Origin of the sequence: Caldimonas sp. (genome assembly GCF_046291045.1) — a bacterium.
Classification (GTDB): domain Bacteria; phylum Pseudomonadota; class Gammaproteobacteria; order Burkholderiales; family Burkholderiaceae_C; genus Caldimonas.
This window is the reverse complement of the sequence record NZ_JBKBSL010000018.1, coordinates 35,452-53,156: the sequence shown is the minus strand read 5'-3', so window position 1 is coordinate 53,156 and position 17,705 is coordinate 35,452. Positions and strand designations below refer to the sequence as shown.

Annotated in this window: 14 protein-coding genes; 10 read left to right on the top strand and 4 right to left on the bottom strand. The window is 69.6% G+C overall.

Features of this window, described 5'->3' with window-relative positions; genetic code table 11:
- Nucleotides 1–92: 92 nt before the first annotated feature.
- Nucleotides 93–3,593 carry a DNA polymerase III subunit alpha gene (gene dnaE, locus ACK4ZD_RS08530; protein WP_409660500.1) on the bottom strand — a complete coding sequence of 1,167 codons (3,501 nt, stop codon included), beginning with the start codon at nt 3,591–3,593 and terminating at the stop codon, nt 93–95.
- Nucleotides 3,594–3,634: 41 nt separating this feature from the next.
- Between dnaE and ACK4ZD_RS08525 the strand changes: the two genes are divergently transcribed.
- Nucleotides 3,635–4,372 carry a sulfurtransferase gene (locus ACK4ZD_RS08525; RefSeq protein ID WP_409660499.1) on the top strand — a complete coding sequence of 246 codons (738 nt, stop codon included), beginning with the start codon at nt 3,635–3,637 and terminating at the stop codon, nt 4,370–4,372.
- Here the strand turns inward: ACK4ZD_RS08525 and ACK4ZD_RS08520 are convergent.
- Both ACK4ZD_RS08520 and ACK4ZD_RS08515 read right to left on the bottom strand, forming a co-directional pair.
- The gene (locus tag ACK4ZD_RS08520) at nt 4,362–5,069 is read right to left on the bottom strand and encodes a DUF599 domain-containing protein (protein WP_409660497.1); all 708 of its coding nucleotides are present in this window, start codon (nt 5,067–5,069) and stop codon (nt 4,362–4,364) included. The genes ACK4ZD_RS08525 and ACK4ZD_RS08520 overlap by 11 nt on opposite strands.
- A 35-nt stretch (nt 5,070–5,104) precedes the next feature.
- Complete coding sequence (locus ACK4ZD_RS08515) at nt 5,105–5,806, bottom strand: pirin family protein (RefSeq protein WP_409660495.1); 702 nt, start codon at nt 5,804–5,806, stop codon at nt 5,105–5,107.
- A 112-nt stretch (nt 5,807–5,918) separates the two neighbouring features.
- On the opposite strand from ACK4ZD_RS08515, the gene ACK4ZD_RS08510 reads away from it, so the two are divergent.
- The 9 genes from ACK4ZD_RS08510 to ACK4ZD_RS08470 all read left to right on the top strand — a co-directional run bounded on the left by ACK4ZD_RS08510 (nt 5,919) and on the right by ACK4ZD_RS08470 (nt 17,347).
- A complete protein-coding gene (locus ACK4ZD_RS08510) occupies nt 5,919–6,908 on the top strand; it encodes a LysR substrate-binding domain-containing protein (protein WP_409660493.1) in 990 nt (329 codons plus the stop codon).
- Nucleotides 6,905–7,792 (top strand): tRNA glutamyl-Q(34) synthetase GluQRS, encoded by an 888-nt coding sequence (gene gluQRS, locus ACK4ZD_RS08505; RefSeq protein WP_409660492.1) that lies wholly within the window; start codon nt 6,905–6,907, stop codon nt 7,790–7,792. The genes ACK4ZD_RS08510 and gluQRS overlap by 4 nt, the downstream gene beginning before the upstream one ends.
- Nucleotides 7,793–7,817: 25 nt before the next feature.
- Entirely contained in the window at nt 7,818–8,510 is a 693-nt protein-coding gene (locus tag ACK4ZD_RS08500; protein WP_409660490.1) for a response regulator, read from the top strand.
- A gap of 62 nt (nt 8,511–8,572) precedes the next feature.
- Nucleotides 8,573–9,949: a sensor histidine kinase gene (locus ACK4ZD_RS08495; RefSeq protein WP_409660543.1), complete on the top strand. Its 1,377-nt coding sequence runs from the start codon at nt 8,573–8,575 to the stop codon at nt 9,947–9,949.
- A 59-nt stretch (nt 9,950–10,008) separates the two neighbouring features.
- On the top strand, nt 10,009–10,995 hold the full coding sequence (locus ACK4ZD_RS08490; RefSeq protein WP_409660488.1) for a Bug family tripartite tricarboxylate transporter substrate binding protein: 987 nt from the start codon (nt 10,009–10,011) through the stop codon (nt 10,993–10,995).
- A 73-nt stretch (nt 10,996–11,068) separates the two neighbouring features.
- Nucleotides 11,069–11,512 (top strand): tripartite tricarboxylate transporter TctB family protein, encoded by a 444-nt coding sequence (locus ACK4ZD_RS08485; RefSeq protein ID WP_409660486.1) that lies wholly within the window; start codon nt 11,069–11,071, stop codon nt 11,510–11,512.
- Nucleotide 11,513: 1 nt separating this feature from the next.
- Nucleotides 11,514–13,028 carry a tripartite tricarboxylate transporter permease gene (locus tag ACK4ZD_RS08480; RefSeq protein ID WP_409660484.1) on the top strand — a complete coding sequence of 505 codons (1,515 nt, stop codon included), beginning with the start codon at nt 11,514–11,516 and terminating at the stop codon, nt 13,026–13,028.
- A 135-nt stretch (nt 13,029–13,163) separates the two neighbouring features.
- Nucleotides 13,164–15,971 carry a DUF2339 domain-containing protein gene (locus ACK4ZD_RS08475; protein WP_409660482.1) on the top strand — a complete coding sequence of 936 codons (2,808 nt, stop codon included), beginning with the start codon at nt 13,164–13,166 and terminating at the stop codon, nt 15,969–15,971.
- Nucleotides 15,968–17,347, top strand: a complete 1,380-nt coding sequence (locus ACK4ZD_RS08470) for a DUF3999 family protein (RefSeq protein WP_409660480.1) — start codon at nt 15,968–15,970, stop codon at nt 17,345–17,347. Before ACK4ZD_RS08475 ends, ACK4ZD_RS08470 begins: the two co-directional genes overlap by 4 nt.
- Here the strand turns inward: ACK4ZD_RS08470 and ACK4ZD_RS08465 are convergent.
- A complete protein-coding gene (locus ACK4ZD_RS08465; protein ID WP_409660541.1) occupies nt 17,344–17,664 on the bottom strand; it encodes a YkgJ family cysteine cluster protein in 321 nt (106 codons plus the stop codon). The two genes, ACK4ZD_RS08470 and ACK4ZD_RS08465, sit on opposite strands and share 4 nt — an antisense overlap.
- Nucleotides 17,665–17,705: the final 41 nt, after the last annotated feature.

Below are 17,705 nucleotides of genomic sequence, written 5' to 3'. Positions count from 1 at the left end.
ATTGCCAGATGTCCGTCATTTTCTGACAGGGTGAGGCTGAACCTGTGGCGTTTGACCCTCGAATCGCAAGGATTTGCTACAAATGTGAACACTCATTCGTAGACGATGCTGGCCTGTCCGTCATGGGCGCCGCGACGCCAGTGGTCCAGGGCCTCGTCGCTGGGATAAAAGCGCGCGGCGTCCCCGAGATCGACCTCGCCGTAGGCCTGGGGCCGGTGCACGGCCAGTCGCACGCTCAGGCCCTGTACGAGTTCGCCGTGCTCGGTGGCCACACGCCGCGGTGGATGGGCCTGCAGCAGCTCACGCACTGGCAGGGCCTGGCCGTTGACGGCCACGCGCAGGTAGCGGCCGAAGCGGCAGCGCGCGGCGGCCAGATCCCACATCTGCTGCACGTTCAGGCGCAGGCCGCCTGAAAAGCGGTCGGGCTGGACCTTGCCCTGCACGATGAGCAGTTCGTCGTCCTTGAGCCACTCGCGGTGCGCCTCGAGCAGCTCTTCGTTGGCCACGGCCTCGATGACTTCGGTCTTGTCGTCGAGCTTGAAGATCGCCACGCGGCCACGCTGGCCGTTGACCACGCGCAGGTCGCTGACGATGCCGGCGAGCAGTTGCGGCTCGCGGCTGTCGACCAAGTCGGCAATGCGCAGCCGCGCGAAGCGGCGCACTTCGGGGGCGTATTCGTCGAAGAGATGGCCCGAGAGGTAAAAGCCAATGGCCGGCTTCTCGTGCATCAGGCGGGCCTTGATGCTCCAGGGCTCGGCGGCGACCAGCTCGGGCTCGTGGGTGGAGGAACCATGGGCGTCGCCGAAATCGAACAGGCCGCCCTGGTCGGCATGTGCGGCCTGGGTGTCGGCGTACTCGAAGCCCAGCGAGACGCTGGCCAGCAGGGCGGCGCGGTTGGGCTCCAGCGTGTCGAAGGCGCCGGCCTTGATGAGCGCCTCGACCACTCGCTTGTTGATGCGCGAGCGATCCACCCGGGCGCAGAAGTCGAAGAAGCTCTTGAAGCGCCCGCCGGCCTGGCGCGCCTGCACGATGGCCTCGATCGCGCCCTGGCCCGTGCCCTTGATGGCGCCCAGGCCGTAGCGCACCGCGCGCTCGCCGGTGGGCTCGAAACGATAGGTGCCGGTGTTCACGTCGGGCATTTCGAAGCGGATGCCGAAGTTCTGCACCGCATCGTCGAAGAAGATCTTGAGCTTGTCGGTGTCGTCGATGGACACGCTCATGTTGGCCGCGAAGAACTCGGCCGGGTAGTGCACCTTGAGCCAGGCGGTGTGGTAGGCCAGCAGGGCATAGGCCGCGGCATGGGACTTGTTGAAGCCATAGCCCGCGAACTTCTCCATTAGGTCGAAGATCTCGTTGGCCTTGGCCGCATCGATGCCGTTTTTCGCCGCACCCTCGGCAAAGATGACGCGGTGCTTGGCCATCTCCTCGGGTTTTTTCTTGCCCATGGCGCGGCGCAGCAAGTCGGCGCCGCCAAGCGAGTAGCCGCCGACGATCTGCGCCACCTGCATCACTTGCTCCTGGTAGACCATGATGCCGTAGGTCTCCTTGAGCACGCCCTCCATCAGCGGGTGGGGATACTCCACCGGCTCGCGCCCGTGCTTGCGGGCGCAGAAGGAGGGGATCAGATCCATCGGCCCGGGGCGGTACAGCGCCACCAACGCAATGATGTCCTCGAACACACTGGGCTTGGCGTCGCGCAGCATCCCTTGCATGCCGCGCGATTCCAGCTGGAACACCGCCACTGTCTTGCCTTCGGAGAGCAGCTCGTAGGAGGCCTTGTCGTCCAGCGGGATGCGGGCGAAGTCGAAGTCCTTCTGCTCGGGATGACGCGCGACGATGAATTCCTTGGCCATCTCCAGGATGGTCAGCGTCGCCAGGCCCAGGAAGTCGAACTTCACCAGGCCGATGGCCTCGACATCGTCCTTGTCGTACTGCGAGACGGCCGCATCGCTGCCGGGCTGCATGTACAGCGGGCAAAAGTCGGTGATCTTGCCCGGGGCGATCAGCACGCCGCCGGCATGCATGCCGATGTTGCGCACCAGGCCTTCGACCCGCTCGGCCAGGGCGAGCAACTCGGCCACTTCTTCTTCGTTCTTCTCGCGCTCCTCGATCTCGGGCGCCTCTTTGCGGGCATAGATCAGGCCCGGGTCGGGTTTGTCGCCGGGGCGTTTGAGGGTGACCGTCTTGCCCGGCGGCGCGGGCACGAGCTTGGCGATGCCATCGACGTGGCCGTAGCCCATGCCCAGCACGCGGCCCACGTCACGCAGCGCGGCCTTGGCGGCCATGGTACCGAAGGTGGCGATCTGCGACACCGCCTCGCGGCCGTAGCGCTCCTTCACATAGTCGATGACGCGGTCACGGTTGGCCTGGCAGAAGTCGATGTCGAAGTCGGGCATCGACACCCGCTCGGGGTTCAGGAAGCGCTCGAACAGCAGGTTGTAGCGCAGCGGGTCGAGGTCGGTGATTCTCAAGGCATACGCCACGAGCGAGCCCGCCCCCGACCCGCGGCCCGGGCCGACGGGGCAGCCGTTGTTCTTGGCCCAGTTGATGAAGTCGGCCACGATGAGGAAGTAGCCCGGAAAGCCCATCTTCAGGATCGTGTCGATCTCGAAGTCGAGCCGTTGCACATAGGCGGGGCGTTGCCGCTCGCGTTCGGCCGCATCGGGGTAGAGCTGGGCCAGCCGCTCCTCCAGCCCCTGGAGCGAGACCTGGCGGAAGTACTGCGCCATCGTCAGCCCCTCGGGAATGGGGAAGTTGGGCAGTTGCGGCTTGCCCAGCACCAGGCTGAGGTTGCAGCGTTTCGCGATCTCGACCGAGTTGGCCAGGGCCGAGGGGATGTCAGCGAACAAGGCCTCCATCTCGGCCTGGGTCTTGAAGTATTGCTCGCGCGTGAAGCGCTTGATGCGCCGCGGGTTGGTCAGGGTCTCGCCCTCGGCGATGCACACGCGGGCTTCATGGGCCTCGAAATCCTCCGCCGTCTGGAACTGCACCGGATGCGTGGCCACCACCGGCAGGCCCAGCTCGGCCGCCAGGGGCACCGCCGCGCGCACGTGGGCCTCGTGGCTGGACAGGCCGGCTCGCTGTAGCTCGATATAGAAGCGCTGGGGGAACAGCGCCGCCAGGCGCTGCGCACTCGCCTTCGCCCGCGGCAGGTCGCCGGCCAGCAGGGCTTGGCCGACCAGGCCCTGGTCGGCGCCCGACAGCACGATCAGGCCTTCGCCATGGGACTCGAGCCACTCCCACCGCAGCCAAGCCTGGGCGCGCTGCACGTTGCGCGTCCAGCCGCGTGCGAGCAGCTCGCACAGATTCAGATAGCCCTGGCGATTCTGGATCAGCAGCAATAGGCGGCTGGGTTGACGATCGCTGCCGGCGCCCGGTGGCGGCTCCATCCAGACGTCGGCCCCGATCAGAGGTTTGACCCCCGCATCACGCGCGGCCTTGTAGAACTTGATCGCGCCGAAGAGATTGGACAGATCGGTGATTGCCAGGGCGGCCTGACCGTCGGCCACGGCGGCCTGGACCATGTCGTCGACACGCAAGGTGCCGTCGACGACGGAGTATTCGGTGTGGGTGCGCAGATGGATGAAGGGCATGCAAGGCATTTTAGGCAGCCGCCTGCCTACAATCCGTCGCCGTGAGCTCCGTCCTGAACATCTCGGCCTATCGCTTCGTTGCGCTCAGCGACTGTGGTCGCCTGCGCGAGAGCATCCACACACGTGCGAGCAGCCTGGGTCTGCGCGGCACCGTGCTGCTGGCCGAGGAGGGGATCAACCTCTTCCTCGCCGGCGGCACGCAGGCCGTGCGCGACTTCATGCAATGGCTGCGCGCGGACGAACGCTTTGCGGACTTGATGCCCAAGGAGAGCTTTTCGGCCACCGTGCCTTTCCGGCGGCTGAAGGTGAAGATCAAGCGCGAGATCATCCGCATGAACCACCCGACCATCCGCCCGCAGCTCGGTCGCGCGCCGGCGGTGGATGCCCCCACATTGGCCCGCTGGCTGGATGCGGGACACGACGACGAGGGGCGCCCGGTGGTGACGCTGGACACCCGCAATGCCTTCGAGGTGGACCATGGCACATTCGACGGGGCGATCGACTGGCGGCTGGCGAAGTTCAGCGACTTCTGCGCCGCGCTCCAGACCCATCGGGACGCCCTCGCCGGCAAGACGGTGGTGAGCTTTTGCACGGGCGGCATCCGCTGCGAGAAGGCGGCCCTGTACCTGCGCGAGGCGGGGCTCGATCATGTCTACCAGCTCGATGGCGGCATCTTGAAGTACTTCGAGCTCGTGGGCGAACGCCACTACCGCGGCGGCTGCTTCGTCTTCGACGAGCGCGAGGTGCTGGCCCCGGACCTGCAGCCCCTCAGGACTTGAGCACGGCCAGCACGTCCGAGCGGAACTCGCGCTGGTACAACACCCAGATCACGCCGGCGGTGAGCACCGCGAACACCCAGGGCGAGAAAAACCAGCCGATCAGCGCAAAGGCCATATAGTAGGCGCGCAGGCCGTCGTTGAAGGTCTCGGCCGCCAGGCCCACGACACGACCGGCGCGCGCAGCGAACTCTTCGCGCGAGGCTTCTCCCTTGTCGAACACGCGGTAATCTGGTGCCGAGGCGATCATCAGCGCCCCGAAGGTGTACTGCCGCAGCGACCAGGTAAAGCGGAAGAAGGCGAACACGAACACGCCCGTGAGCACCAGCACCTTGAGGTCGAAGACCAGCACCGAGGTGCGCGCCGCGAAAGGAATCTCGGCCACGAGCTCGGTGGCCTTCTCGCTGGTGCCCAGCACGGCCAGCAGGCCGCCGATGATCAGGATGGTGGTGGAAGCGAAGAATGAGGGGCTGCTGGACAGGCTCTGGATCACGATGCCATCGATCACGCGCACGTCGCGGTGCGTGGTCTGCAGCATCCACTGCCGGCGCAGCCGGTTGGTCACGCCCAGCACGGTCATCTCGGTCTGGCCACGGTGGCGGGCGAACCAGGCGTAGGCCACCCAGGCCACGAAGAACCAGCCCAGGGCCAGCCAGTCGGTCCAGGGCAGCAGCGCAATGATCTCGAGGGCGGCGTCCATGGGCGGGACTGTAGCCCAGGGCGCCACCTGCCGCTTCAGGGCGCCAGATCGAAGACGATGACCTCGGCGCCGCATCCGTGCTCGAGCACCAGCCGCTCTTCGGCCCTGAGCTTGGCGGCATCGCCGGCCTGGAGGCGTTGACCGTTGACGCTGACCTGCCCGCGCGCCACATGCACATAGGCCAGGCGCTGGCGGTCGAGGCTCAGCGCAGCACGTTCCTCACCGTCAAAGAGGCCCACGTACATCGTCGCATCGGCGTGAAGCTTGACGGCTCCGTCTCGCGCATCGGGCGAGGCGACCAAGCACAGTCGTCCGCGTTTGTCCTCGGGTGAGAACATCTTCTGCTCGTAGCTTGGCTGCAGGCCGAGCTCGTCGGGCAGGATCCAAATCTGCAGGAAGTGCGTGGTGGCCGCTGGCGCATGGTTGTACTCGCTGTGCAAAATGCCGCGGCCAGCGCTCATGCGCTGCACCTCGCCGGGACGGATGGACGCGCCGTTGCCGATGCTGTCGCGGTGCGCAAGCTCACCTTCGAGCACGTAGGAGATGATCTCCATGTCGCGGTGCCCGTGCATGCCAAAGCCCGTGCCCGGGGCGATGCGGTCCTCGTTGATCACGCGCAGCTTGCCAAAACCCATGTGGGCCGGGTCGTGGTAGTCGGCAAACGAGAAGCTGTGGTAGCTGTTGAGCCAGCCGTGGTCGGCGTGGCCGCGCTCGGCCGACTTGCGCAGGGTCATCATAGGGCGCTCCTTTCTTCACTGCCGATGTTCCTGGATTGTGGGGACGGTCGCCACCCCATCGAGCGCCCGGTCTTGATGGCATCATTCGAAGCATTTGAACCCCTTGCCGCCCATGAGCGAACGCCGCAACGTCCTCACTCCCGAAGCGCTGGCCATGGTCGATGTGATCGCGCGCACCGGCAGCTTTGCCGCGGCCGCTCGCGAGCTGGGTAAGGTGCCCTCGGCGCTGACCTACAGCGTGCGCCAGCTGGAAGAGGCACTGGATGTACTGCTCTTCGACCGCCGCTCGCGCCAGGCCCAGCTTACTGCCGCGGGCCAGGAACTGCTCACCGAAGGCCGGCGCTTGCTGCAGGAGATGGACGCCGTGGCCAACCGCGTGCGCCGCGTCGCCTCGGGGTGGGAGACGCAACTGAGCATCGCAGTGGACAGCATCCTGTCCAGCCTCACGGTCTTCGAGTTGTGTGAGGCTTTCTATGCGCTGAATCCGCCCGGCGGCCCCGGCACGCGCCTGCGTCTGCGCAGCGAGGTGCTGGCGGGCACCTGGGAAGCCCTCGTCCACGGCCAGGCCGACCTGGCGCTGGGTGTGGCAGGCAACCCCTCGCCGGTGGCCGGCATCGCCATCCAGCCCCTGGGCGACTTGGTGATGGACTTCGTCGTGGCGCCGCACCACCCCCTGGCCAGCGAGGCCGAACCGCTGAGCGACACGGTGCTGGAGCGCCACCGCGCCGTGGCCGTGGCCGACACGGCCCAGCGGCTCGCCCCCATCACGATGAACCTGCTGCCCGGCCAGGACGTGCTCACCGTGCCCAGCGTACCCGCCAAGCTGGAAGCCATCCTGCGGGGGCTGGGCTGCGGCTTCCTGCCACGCGGCCTGGTGCGCCCCCATGCCGAGGTGGGCCGCCTGGTGGTGAAGGCCGTGGCGCGCCCCCGTTCGGCCGGGCGCATGCATTACGCCTGGCGCTGCCCTCCCGGCAACGGCACCGACCCCGCCAACCGCCAGGGCCTAGGCCAGGCGCTGCAGTGGTGGCTGCAGCAGCTCGACCGGCCGGCCACGCGCACCGCGCTGCTGGAGCGCCACAGCGGCGGGCCGACGCTTGCATGAGCGCCCATTATGTGGGGCGCTTTGCGCCCTCGCCCACGGGACCTCTGCATGCCGGCTCGCTGGTGGCCGCGCTGGCGAGCTGGCTCGACGCCCGAGCGCACGGCGGCCGCTGGCTCGTGCGCATCGAGGACGTGGACACGCCTCGCTGCGTGCCCGGGGCCGACCGATTCATCCTCGAACAGCTCGCCCGCTGCGGCCTCATGCCCGACGCGCCGCCCGTGTGGCAATCGCAGCGCGGTGCCCTCTACGAGCACGCACTCGATCGCCTGAAGGCGGCAGGCTGGGCCTACCCCTGCGGCTGTAGCCGCAAGGACATCGAGCTGGCGCTGGCGGCGCAGGGCGTGGCGCATCAACGCCATGGCGAACGCGTCTACCCGGGCACCTGCCGCAAGGGCCTGTCCGGCAAGCCGGCGCGCGCATGGCGATTGCGTACGGTGCATGCCGACGGCCTTGCGGTGGTGATCGACTGGACCGACCGCCGGCTGGGTCCGCAGCGCCAGGATCTGAGCGCCGCCGTGGGGGACTTCGTGCTCAAGCGCGCCGACGGCCTGTGGGCCTACCAACTGGCCGTCGTGGTGGACGATGGCGCGCAGGGCATCACCCACATCGTGCGCGGGGAGGATCTGGCCGACAACACGGCCCGCCAGATCCACCTGCAGTGCTTGCTGGGTCTGCCCACGCCGCGCTACCTGCACACGCCACTGGTGCTCGACGCCCAGGGCGAGAAGCTTTCGAAGCAAACCGGCGCGCAGGCACTGGACACGCGCGACCCGCTGACCGCCGTGCGTGCGGCCGCCTCGGTGCTGGGCCTGGAGGCCCAAGGTGTGGACCTGGGCAGCCTACTGGCCGCCCTGGTGGCCGCTTGGCGTGCGCGCTGGCTGTGACACACTCCCAAGCAGGAGACGAGAGATGCGCATCCTGCTGGTGGAGGACGAACCCGAGCTGGCCCGCTGGCTGGCCAAGACCCTGGCCCGGCATGCCGGCATCGTGGTGGACTGGGCCGATGACGGTGTGCTGGCCGATCGTCGCCTGGCCACCGAAGACTTCGATGCCGTGGTGCTGGACCTGGGCCTGCCCGGCCTGGACGGCCACGGCGTGATCGCCCGCATGCGCGAACGAGATGACCGCACCCCCGTGCTGGTGCTCACCGCCCGCGACTCGCTCACCGAACGCGTGGGCACTCTGCACGAAGGCGCCGACGACTTCCTGCCCAAGCCCTTCATGGTCGAGGAACTCGAGGCCCGCCTGTTGGCCCTGGTGCGCCGCGCGCGCGGCAAAGAGCACCCGCGCCTGGCCTGCGGGCCGCTGCAGTTCGACACGTCCAGCCAGCGCTTCACGGTCAGCGGCGAGCCGCTGTCCCTGTCGCCACGCGAACATGCCGTGCTGCGCGCACTGATCCAAAGGAGCGGCGAGCCCATGAACAAGCAGCAGATCCTCGACCGCGTGTTTCCAGGCGATGCCGAGGTCAATCTCGAAGCCGTCGAGGTTCATGTGCACCGCCTGCGCAAGAAGCTGGCGGGCAAGGGGGTGCAGATCGTCACGCTGCGCGGCTTGGGCTACTGCCTGGAGCCGGCCGACCCGGCCGGCCCGCACACACCGTGAAGCGACCGCGCAGCCTCAAGTCGGCCCTGCTGTGGTGGCTGGTGCCCGGTCTCGTGCTCATCATGGGCGGCACGCTGTGGTTCTCCAACCAATGGCTGCGCGACCAGGTGGACGCCGCCTACGACCGAGCCCTGGCCGGCGCCCTGCGCGCCATCGATCTCAACGTGTCCACCGCCAGTGGCGGCTTGGCCGTGGAGCAGCCCTTCTTGCTGCTGGAGTTCTTCGAGCTCACCACCAATGCGCGCGTGTACTTCCGCGTCTCCACCGAGGACGGCCTGGCCGAGATCGGCAGCCCCTTCCTGCCCCTGCCCGACGGGCCTTTGGTGTCCGGCCAGCCGCGGTTTTACTATGCAATGCACGAAGACACGCCGGTGCGAGTGGCCGCCTTGGTCCGCCCCGCCCAGCCGCCGCTGCCCAGCAATCCGGACAACCGCATCGTCGTGCAGGTGGCCGAAAGCCTGGGCACCCGAGAGGTCTTCCTCAGCCACGTCTTGCGCCGCTCGATCGAGCGCGACTTGCTGGGTGTGGCCATGAGCGTGGTGCTGTTGGTCTGTGGCATCGTGATGACGCTGCGGCCGCTCACCCGGCTGCGCCAGGAGCTCGAAGCCCGGCCGGCCGACGATCTGCGGCCCATCGACGACACCGACCTGCCCTCGGAGGTGCGCCCCCTGGTGGCCGCGGTGAACCGGCACATGGCGCGCTACGCTGAGATGGCGCGCACGCAGCGCCAGTTCCTCGACGACGCCTCGCACCAGTTGCGCACGCCGCTGAGCGTGCTGCGCACCCAGGTGGACTTCGCATTGCGCGAGAGCGAACCGGCCGAGGTGCGTCGTGCCCTGCAGGCCATGCACGAAGGGCTGGACCGTGCAGTGCGCATGGCCAACCAGATGCTCGCGCTGGCCCGCGCCCGCGAAGCCTCGCTGGCCGAGGGCGGGCTGGCCCTGGAGCCGGTGGACCTGGTCGAACTGGCCCGGGGCGTGGCCCGCCAACTGCTGCCCCAGGCCCGACTCAAGCGGCTGGACTTCGGGGTGGAGACGCCTTCGTCGCCTCTGCCACTGCCAGGCACCGAGTGGCTGCTGCGCGAGGCCCTGCTCAATCTGGTGGACAACGCGATCCGCTACGCACCTGCCGGCAGCGCCGTCACGGTGCGCGTGCTCAGCGACGAGCGCCATGCCCTGTTGCAGGTGGAAGACCAGGGGCCCGGCATGAGCGCCCACGACATCGAACGGGCCGGCGTGCGCTTCCGGCGCGGCGAGGCCGGCAAGCAGCAGGCCGGGGCCGGTCTGGGCCTGGCCATCGTGCACACCATCGCCCAGATGCACGGTGCGGTGCTGCGGTTGGAAACGCGCGACCCGCCTCCCGGCCTGTGCGCGACCCTGGTGTTTCCCCTAGGCCTGCCCCCCCAGGCTGAAAGCCGCCCGAAAGCCGCGGCTTCTTAGCCTTGGTCTGTCCGTGCAGCCCCCCCCGGCCGCACCTTCACACCCCCAGGAGACAGACCATGACCTCTCGCCTTCGATTGGCCGCCGCCGCCGTGCTGGCCACCACCGCCCTGAGCTTCGGACCTGTCGCGCAGGCCGAACCGGCCCGCCCCGAATGCGTGGCCCCCGCCCAGCCCGGCGGCGGCTTCGACCTGACCTGCCGCCTGGCCCAGACTGCGCTGGCCGACAGCGGCGCGCTCAAGACGCCGCTGCGCATCTCCTACATGCCCGGCGGCGTGGGGGCGGTGGCCTACAACAACATCATCACCCAGCGCCCCGGTGAGGCCGGCACCATCGTCGCCTTCTCGGGCGGCTCGCTGCTCAACCTGGCCCAGGGCAAGTTTGGCAAATACTCCGTCGATGACGTGCGCTGGCTGGCCGCCGTGGGCGCCGACTACGGCGTGGCCATGGTGCGCGAGGACTCGCCCTACAAAGACCTCAAGGGCCTGATGGCCGCCCTCAAAGAAGACCCCAGCAAGATCGTGCTAGGCGGCGGTGGCTCGGTGGGCAGCCAGGACTGGATGAAGGCCGCCCTCACGGCCAAGGCCGCCGGCGTGGACTACAAGCGCATGCGCTACGTGGCCTTCGAAGGCGGCGGCGAGGTGCTCACTGCGCTGCGCGGCGGCCACATCCAAGTGCAGATGGGCGATGCCTCCGAAGCCGCACAGGCCCTGGAGAGCGGCGCCCCCGTGCGCGTGCTGGCGGTGTACAGCAAGAAGCGCTTGCCCGGCCGCCTCTCGGCAGCGCCCACCGCCATCGAGCAAGGCTTCGAGATCGACTGGCCCATCATCCGCGGCTTCTATGTCGGCCCGAAGGTGTCCGACGCCGACTACCAATGGTGGGTCAGCGCCTTCGCCAAGGCCATGTCGGCGCCGGGATACGCCGCCTTGCAGCAGCAGCGCGGCCTGTTTCCCTTCGACATGGTGGGCGCCGAGCTCGATCGCTTCGTGAAGGAGCGCACCAAAGCCTACGCCGAACTGGTCAAGGACTTCGGTCTGGCCAAGTAATCGTCGATGCCCCTGACGCCGACCCCGCTCGCGCGGGGTCGGCGAGCATCCCTAGTCGTCCCGGGAGCCTGCCATGACCCTCAACGACCGTGTGCTGGGCGTCTTTGCCCTGCTGCTTGCCGCCCTGCTCGTCTGGCAGGGCTGGGGCCTCGAGGCCCCGTTCTCCTACGAACCTGTTGGCCCGCGCGCCTTCCCGCTGCTGCTGGCCGGTGTCATCGCGCTGTGCGGTCTGTGGCTGCTGGTGCGCGGACGCGAGCGGGCCGAGCCCAACCCGCCGGGGGCCAATGCGCGCATCGCCGCGATGGTGGCCCTGGTCGCCGGCTATGCGCTGGTCTTCGTGAGTCTGGGCTTCATCGTGGCCACCGCCCTGATGGCCGCCTTCGTCGGCCGTCTCTTCGGGGGTCGCTGGTACCAGTGCGCGATCGGGGGCGTGGGCCTGGGCGTGGGCCTGTACCTGCTGTTCGACAAGATCTTCGACGTGGTCCTGCCCACGGGCCTTCTCAGCTTCGGGGGCTGACATGGATGTCCTTCAACACCTCGGCCTCGGCTTTGGCGTGGCCTTTTCGCCGGTCAACCTGCTGGTGGCGGCCATCGGCGCCTTCCTGGGCACCATCGTCGGTGTGCTGCCGGGCCTCGGGCCCATCAACGGCGTGGCCATGCTCGTGCCCATCGCCTTTGCGATGAACCTGCCGCCCGAAACCGCCCTCATCCTGCTGGCGGCCGTCTACGTGGGCGCCGAATACGGCGGGCGCATCACCTCCATCCTGATCAACGTGCCCGGCGAGGCTGCCTCGGTGATGACCACGCTGGACGGCTACCCGCTCGCCCGCCAGGGCCTGGCCAGCGTGGCCCTGTCGTTGTCGGCCTGGGCCTCCTTCATCGGCTCGACCGTGGCCATCCTGGGCATCGCGGCCTTCGCGCCGCTGGTGGCGAAATGGGCCCTGGCCTTCGGGCCGGCCGAGTACTTCGTGCTGATGATCTTCGCCTTCTGTGCCCTGAGCAGCCTGCTGGGCGACAAGCCCGTCAAGGGGGCGCTGGCAGCGGCCATCGGACTGGCGATTGCCAGCGTGGGCGTGGATGCCAACTCGGGCGTCTACCGCTACACCTTCGACCTGCCCGAACTCGCCGACGGCATCGACTTTGTCGTGGTGGTGATCGGCCTGTTCGCCATCGCCGAGATGCTGCAGATGCTCGAGAACCTGCTCACCGGCCAGAAGGTCGAGGTGCCTCCTGGTGAGCGCAAGCTCTTCAACCTGAAAGAGCTGCGCTTCACCTGGTGGACGACGATCCGTTCCTCCCTGATGGGCTTTGGCATCGGCGTGCTGCCCGGAGCCGGTGCCAGCGTGGCCTCGGCCGTGGCCTATGCCAACGAGAAGCGCCTGCACGAAGGTAAAGATCCGCAGGCCAAGTTCGGCCAGGGCGACCTGCGCGGCCTGGCCGCACCCGAGGCGGCCAACAACAGCGCGGCCACCGGCTCCTTCATCCCCATGCTCACGCTGGGCGTACCCGGTTCGGGCACCACCGCCGTGATGATGGGCGCGCTCACGCTCTACAACATCACGCCCGGCCCGGTGCTCTTCGACGCCCAGCCCGCCCTCGTGTGGGGCCTCATCGCCTCGCTCTTCATCGCCAACGTGATGCTCTTCGTGATGAACGTACCCATGGTGAGGGTCTTCGCGTCGATGTTGGCGATTCCCGGCTGGTTGCTGGTGCCGGGCATCCTGGCGATCAGCTTCATCGGCGTGTACGCGCTCAGTTCCAGCACCTTCGACCTGCTGCTCATGGTGGGCATCGGCGTGATCGGCTACTTCCTGCGCAAGATGGGCATGCCCATGGCGCCCATGGTGCTGGGCGTGGTGCTGGGCTGCCTGATGGAGCAGAACCTGCGCCGCGCGCTGTCCATCACCAACGGCGAGTTGCACATCCTGTGGTCCAGCCCGGTGACGGTGTCGCTGTGGATCCTGGCCGCCGCCGTGCTGGTGGTGCCGCCTGTGCTGCGCAAGCGCCGCGCGCTGCGGCTGCAGCACACCTGACCTGGCCACAGGGGGCCGCCGGAAGCATCCGGCCGCCCTCCAAGATGCCGGGGTCGAGGCTTCGCCTGCTCGCGCCCAAACCCTCCCTACAATGCCCGCGCACCCGCACACAACGCAAAGCACGGGGAGGGATGGATGTCCTGGATCGGATTGATCACTGGCCTGGTGGCCGCCTGGTTCCTGGCCGACACCCTGGGTGGCGAAGCCGGCCTGGTGGCCCTGGGGGCCTTGATGGGGGGCCTGCTCGCGCGGCTGTACCGCCGTGTCGACACCCTCGAACAGCAGCTCAAGCGCTTGCAGCCCGCTCCAGCCCCCAAAAAAGCGCCTCGCATGGCCCCACCGACGGCAACGCCTGCCCCGGTGCGGCCTCCCGCGCCGCCACCCAAGGCAGCCACGATCGAAGACGGTTTCGAGGACTGGGCCGCAACGCCGCCTCCCACGCTGCCGCCCACCTCGTCTCCCCCGCGGGTCGCCGACGCCCCGCCCACACCGACCCCGCCCCTCGACCCCGACGAACGCAGCGTGGCCGTCACCACCTCGCTCGCCCAGACCGCCCTGGCGTGGCTGCGCGGCGGCAACACCATCGTGCGCGTGGGCGTGCTGATCCTCTTCCTCGGCGTAGCCTTCCTGCTGCGCTACGCGGCCGAGCACGCCCTGCTGCCCATCGAGCTGCGCCTGGCCGGGGTGGCCTTCGGTGGCGTGGTCCTCACCGTCATCGGCTGGCGGCTGCGCGAACGCCGCCGCGGCTACGGCCTGAGCCTGCAGGGAGCGGGCATCGGCGTGCTCTACCTCACCATCTTCGCCGCCTTCCGGCTCTACGGCCTGGTGCCTGCAGGGCTCGCGTTTGCGTTGCTGGCGGCCCTGTCGGCCGCGGGTGCGGTGATGGCCGTGGTGCAGCAGGCACTGCCCCTGGCGGTACTGGGCTTTGCCGGCGGCTTCCTCGCGCCCATCTTCGCCTCCACCGGCCAGGGTAGCCACGTGGCGCTGTTCAGCTACTACCTGGTGCTCAACCTCGCCATCGCCTGGATCGCCTCGCGCCAGGCCTGGAAGCTGCTCAACCTGGTGGGTTTCGTGCTCACCTTCGGTATCGCCAGCCTGTGGGGCTGGCGCTCGTGGCAGCCCGAGCACTTCGCCACCACCGAGCCCTTCCTGATCGCGCATTTCGCGCTCTACCTCTACATCGGCGTGCAGTACAGCCGCCAGCTGCTGCGCCATGACGCTTCGCGCGGGCTGCCGGTGGTCGATGGCGGCCTGCTCTTCGGCCTGCCCATCGTCACCTTTGGCCTGCAGGCCGGTCTGGTGAAGCACCTGCCCTATGGCCTGGCCGTGTCCGCCGCGGTGCTCTCGGCTGTCTATCTCGTGCTGGGTCGCTGGCTGTGGAAGCGCAGCGGGGGGCAGCTCCTGCTGCTCATCGAAGGCCTGCTCGCACTGGGCGTGGTCTTCCTGCTGCTGGTCACACCGCTGGCACTGGACGGGCGCTGGACCGGCGCGGCCTGGGCCGTGCAGGGCGCCGGCATCGTCTGGATCGGCCTGCGCCAGCGGCGCTGGTGGGCCGCCGGCCTGGGCCTGTTGCTGCAGCTCGTGGCCGCGGCCCTGTTCTGGGACCACCCCGTGCGCCCCGCCGAGGCACGGCTCTTCGCCAACGCGGCGTGGCTGTCCACGCTGATGCTGGGCGGCGCGGCCCTGGTGTCTGCCTGGCTGCTGCACCGCCCGGCGCCCACTACCCCTTCGGGCGACGCCTCGACACCCGTGTGGAACCGCCCCCCACCCTCCGCGCTGTGGCAGGGTGTGCATTGGGGCATGCTGGGCCTGGGGCTGCTGCAGTTGCTCGCGGGCCTGAGGGCCGAGGTGTGGCAGGCGCGGTGGGCCTGGCCGAGGCAGGCCACCCAGCTCGTGCTGCTGTGGCTCGCCTTCGCGGCGACGCTGGAGCTGGCGCACCGCCGTCTGGCCTGGCCGGCGCTGCGCCTGCCGGCAAGAGGGCTCTGGGTGGGCGCTACGCTGGTAGCTATGGGTGGCCTGCTCGACCACCTGCTCAGCCCCGCGCACCAGTGGGAGCAGTTCATGTACTTGGGCGGCTGGCTGGCCGTGGTGGCCGTGCTGGCGACGGGCCTGTGGCTGCTGCGCCGCCTGAGCGCAGCCCCCGGCGACAGCCATTGGCTGAACCGCGCCACGGGCGCCGAACGCCTGCTGCTGGCCTGGTTTGCGATGCTGCAAGGGGCGGTGCTGCTGCATGCCCTGGCCCACACGCAGATCGGATCGCACTTGGCCTGGACGGCACTGGCCCCCATCGTGGTGCCCACGGCCCTGGCCTGGGTGCTGATGAACCGCATTGGCCTCGCCCCACTGTGGCTGCGCGGCCTCCACCTCCCCTGGCTGACGCTGCTGGTGCTGTGGAGCGGGATCGTCAACCTGGGCCACTCGGCCGCCATGACGCCCCTGCCCTACCTGCCCCTGCTCAACCCGGTGGATCTCGGTCACGCGCTGGCGCTGCTCTATGCCCTGCGGCTGTGGCGCACGGCCGGCCCGCTGCCCCCGTTCTGGCGGCGCCCCGTGGCCGGCCTGGCCGCCGCCGTCGTCTTTGCCTGGGTCAACGCCGTGCTGGTGCGCAGCCTGCATCATTGGAGCGGCACACCGATGTGGCTGGAGGGCGCGCTGCGCAGCGACACCGTGCAGATGGCGCTCACCATCCTGTGGACGCTGCTGGCGCTGGCCACCATGCTCTGGGCCACGCGCAAGGCCGGTCCCGCGGTGGCGCGCGCCGTGTGGCTGGCCGGGGCCGGCCTGCTGGCCGTGGTCGTGCTCAAGCTCTTCTTCGTCGACCTCGCCAGCCTCGACACCCTGCGCCGCACCGTCACCTTCCTCGGCGTGGGCGTGCTGATGCTGGTGATCGGCTACGTCTCACCGCTGCCGCCGGCAGCACCGGCCCGGGAGGCCCGCTCATGACGCTGCTGCAACGCTTGGCCCCGGGGGCCGCCGCCTGGATCTGGGCCCTGGCGGCATCCGCCGCCCCCACGGCCCAGGCCCCCCTGACGCTGACCGCCGGCGAGGGCTTGCAGCGGGTGGAAATCCCGCTCGATCTGCTGCGCGCCTCCTCGCGCGAGGGCTGGTCCGATCTTCAGGTGCTCAACGCGCAGGGCGAGGCCGTGCCCCAGGCCTGGGCCTTGCCGCCCCCTTCACAGGAACGTGAGCGCAGCGCCCCGCTGCCTCGCTTCGCGTGGCCGGATCCGGGCCCCGGCGACCGGGGCGACGCCGCCGTGCAGGTGCAGGTCGATGCCCAGGGTGCCATCGTGCGCATCCAGGGCCCCGCGACGACCGCCCCCGAAGGCGCCGCGTCCGGCCGCTGGCTGCTCGACCTCGGCCCCGACGCCCATCGAAGCGCGGAGTGGCTCGCCGCGCTCGAACTGGCCTGGGAGGTTCCCAGCGAAGGCAGCCACCTGCGCGCCCGTGTGGACGCCAGCGCCGACCTGAAGCAATGGCAGCCTGTCACCGACGCCGCGCTGCTCGACGTTCCCGGCGTAGGCGCCGCGTCAGGCGAGCGCCTGGTCCAGCGCCGCATCGAGTGGCCGGCGGCCGCCCCGGCCCTGCGCTATCTGCGGCTGAGCCTGCAGCCCCCTGCCCGGCTGACCGGTGTGCAGGCCCTGTGGCGCACCCGCGAGGCCAGCGCGGCCAGCGCGACCACCCCGCTGCGCTTCGAGCCCGAGGCCGGCACGAGCCCGCCCCGCGCCTGGTCGCTCGACCTCGGCGGTGCCGTCCCTCTGCGGGAGCTGCGGCTGGAGCTGCCGCAGCGCAACAGCGTCGCCAGCCTGGTGCTCGAACAGCGCGCCGACGACAAGACGCCATGGCGGGCGGTGGCGCGCTTCACGGCCTACCGGCTGGACCGCGACGGCCAGGAGTGGCGATCGCCCCCGGTGCGCTGGACCGCCCCGCCCGCGCGCCACTGGCGATTGCGCCTGGAAGAGCGCAGTCCGGCACTGGGCTCCGGCGCCCTGGAGGCCACCGCCGTCTGGATCCCGCCCCAGTTGGTGTTTGCTGCACGCGGCGAGCCGCCCTTCCGCTTGGTGGCCGGCGGGCCCGTCGCCCCGTCGCTGACGCTGCCGCAGCTCCTGCCGGGCTATGAGTCTGGCCAAGAGTACCGTCTGCCCCAGGCCGTGGCGGGCCCGGTGAGCCTCACGCAGACGCCCCAGAGCTGGCGCGAACGCCTCGCCCAAGCCAGCGCGGCCGACTGGCGGCGCTGGGCCCTGTGGGCCGTGTTGGTCCTGGCCGTGGCCGCGCTGGCGCTGCTGGCCCGGCGGCTGATGCGCGACATCCAGTCGTCCTAAGGCTGAGGCAACGGCGGCAGGCCGTGCCGCTGACGCGCGCGGTTGCAGCGCTCGTTGGGCTCGCCCTGCTCGCCGTGCCAGTTGAAGTCCCGGCACGGCGAGGGTCGCAGCGCATAGATGCGGCACGACACCGCGCGGCCGATCGTGCCGTCCAGGGCCGTGCAGCGCGGCACGGCGCGGTCGGTGCCGCGCATCGCCAGGCGCATCGGCGCCACCGGCGTGGTCAGTGCCGCGGGCACCGTACCGTCGGGATGGTCGTCTGCCTCGCCCCAGTAGAACGACACGCGAAAGCTCGCGCAGCAGGCCCCGCATTCCAGGCAAGGCGAGGGGCGGTCCGCGGCCGCACCGGCCGCTGCGG

Bases quoted from the DNA above. Each gene is read 5' to 3' on its own strand.
- dnaE (WP_409660500.1), bottom strand. From the start codon at position 3,593: ATGCCCTTCATCCATCTGCGCACCCACACCGAATACTCCGTCGTCGAC.
- ACK4ZD_RS08520 (WP_409660497.1), bottom strand. From the start codon at position 5,069: ATGGACGCCGCCCTCGAGATCATTGCGCTGCTGCCCTGGACCGACTGG.
- ACK4ZD_RS08515 (WP_409660495.1), bottom strand. From the start codon at position 5,806: ATGATGACCCTGCGCAAGTCGGCCGAGCGCGGCCACGCCGACCACGGC.
- ACK4ZD_RS08510 (WP_409660493.1), top strand. From the start codon at position 5,919: ATGAGCGAACGCCGCAACGTCCTCACTCCCGAAGCGCTGGCCATGGTC.
- gluQRS (WP_409660492.1), top strand. From the start codon at position 6,905: ATGAGCGCCCATTATGTGGGGCGCTTTGCGCCCTCGCCCACGGGACCT.
- ACK4ZD_RS08500 (WP_409660490.1), top strand. From the start codon at position 7,818: ATGCGCATCCTGCTGGTGGAGGACGAACCCGAGCTGGCCCGCTGGCTG.
- ACK4ZD_RS08495 (WP_409660543.1), top strand. From the start codon at position 8,573: ATGGGCGGCACGCTGTGGTTCTCCAACCAATGGCTGCGCGACCAGGTG.
- ACK4ZD_RS08490 (WP_409660488.1), top strand. From the start codon at position 10,009: ATGACCTCTCGCCTTCGATTGGCCGCCGCCGCCGTGCTGGCCACCACC.
- ACK4ZD_RS08485 (WP_409660486.1), top strand. From the start codon at position 11,069: ATGACCCTCAACGACCGTGTGCTGGGCGTCTTTGCCCTGCTGCTTGCC.
- ACK4ZD_RS08480 (WP_409660484.1), top strand. From the start codon at position 11,514: ATGGATGTCCTTCAACACCTCGGCCTCGGCTTTGGCGTGGCCTTTTCG.
- ACK4ZD_RS08475 (WP_409660482.1), top strand. From the start codon at position 13,164: ATGTCCTGGATCGGATTGATCACTGGCCTGGTGGCCGCCTGGTTCCTG.
- ACK4ZD_RS08470 (WP_409660480.1), top strand. From the start codon at position 15,968: ATGACGCTGCTGCAACGCTTGGCCCCGGGGGCCGCCGCCTGGATCTGG.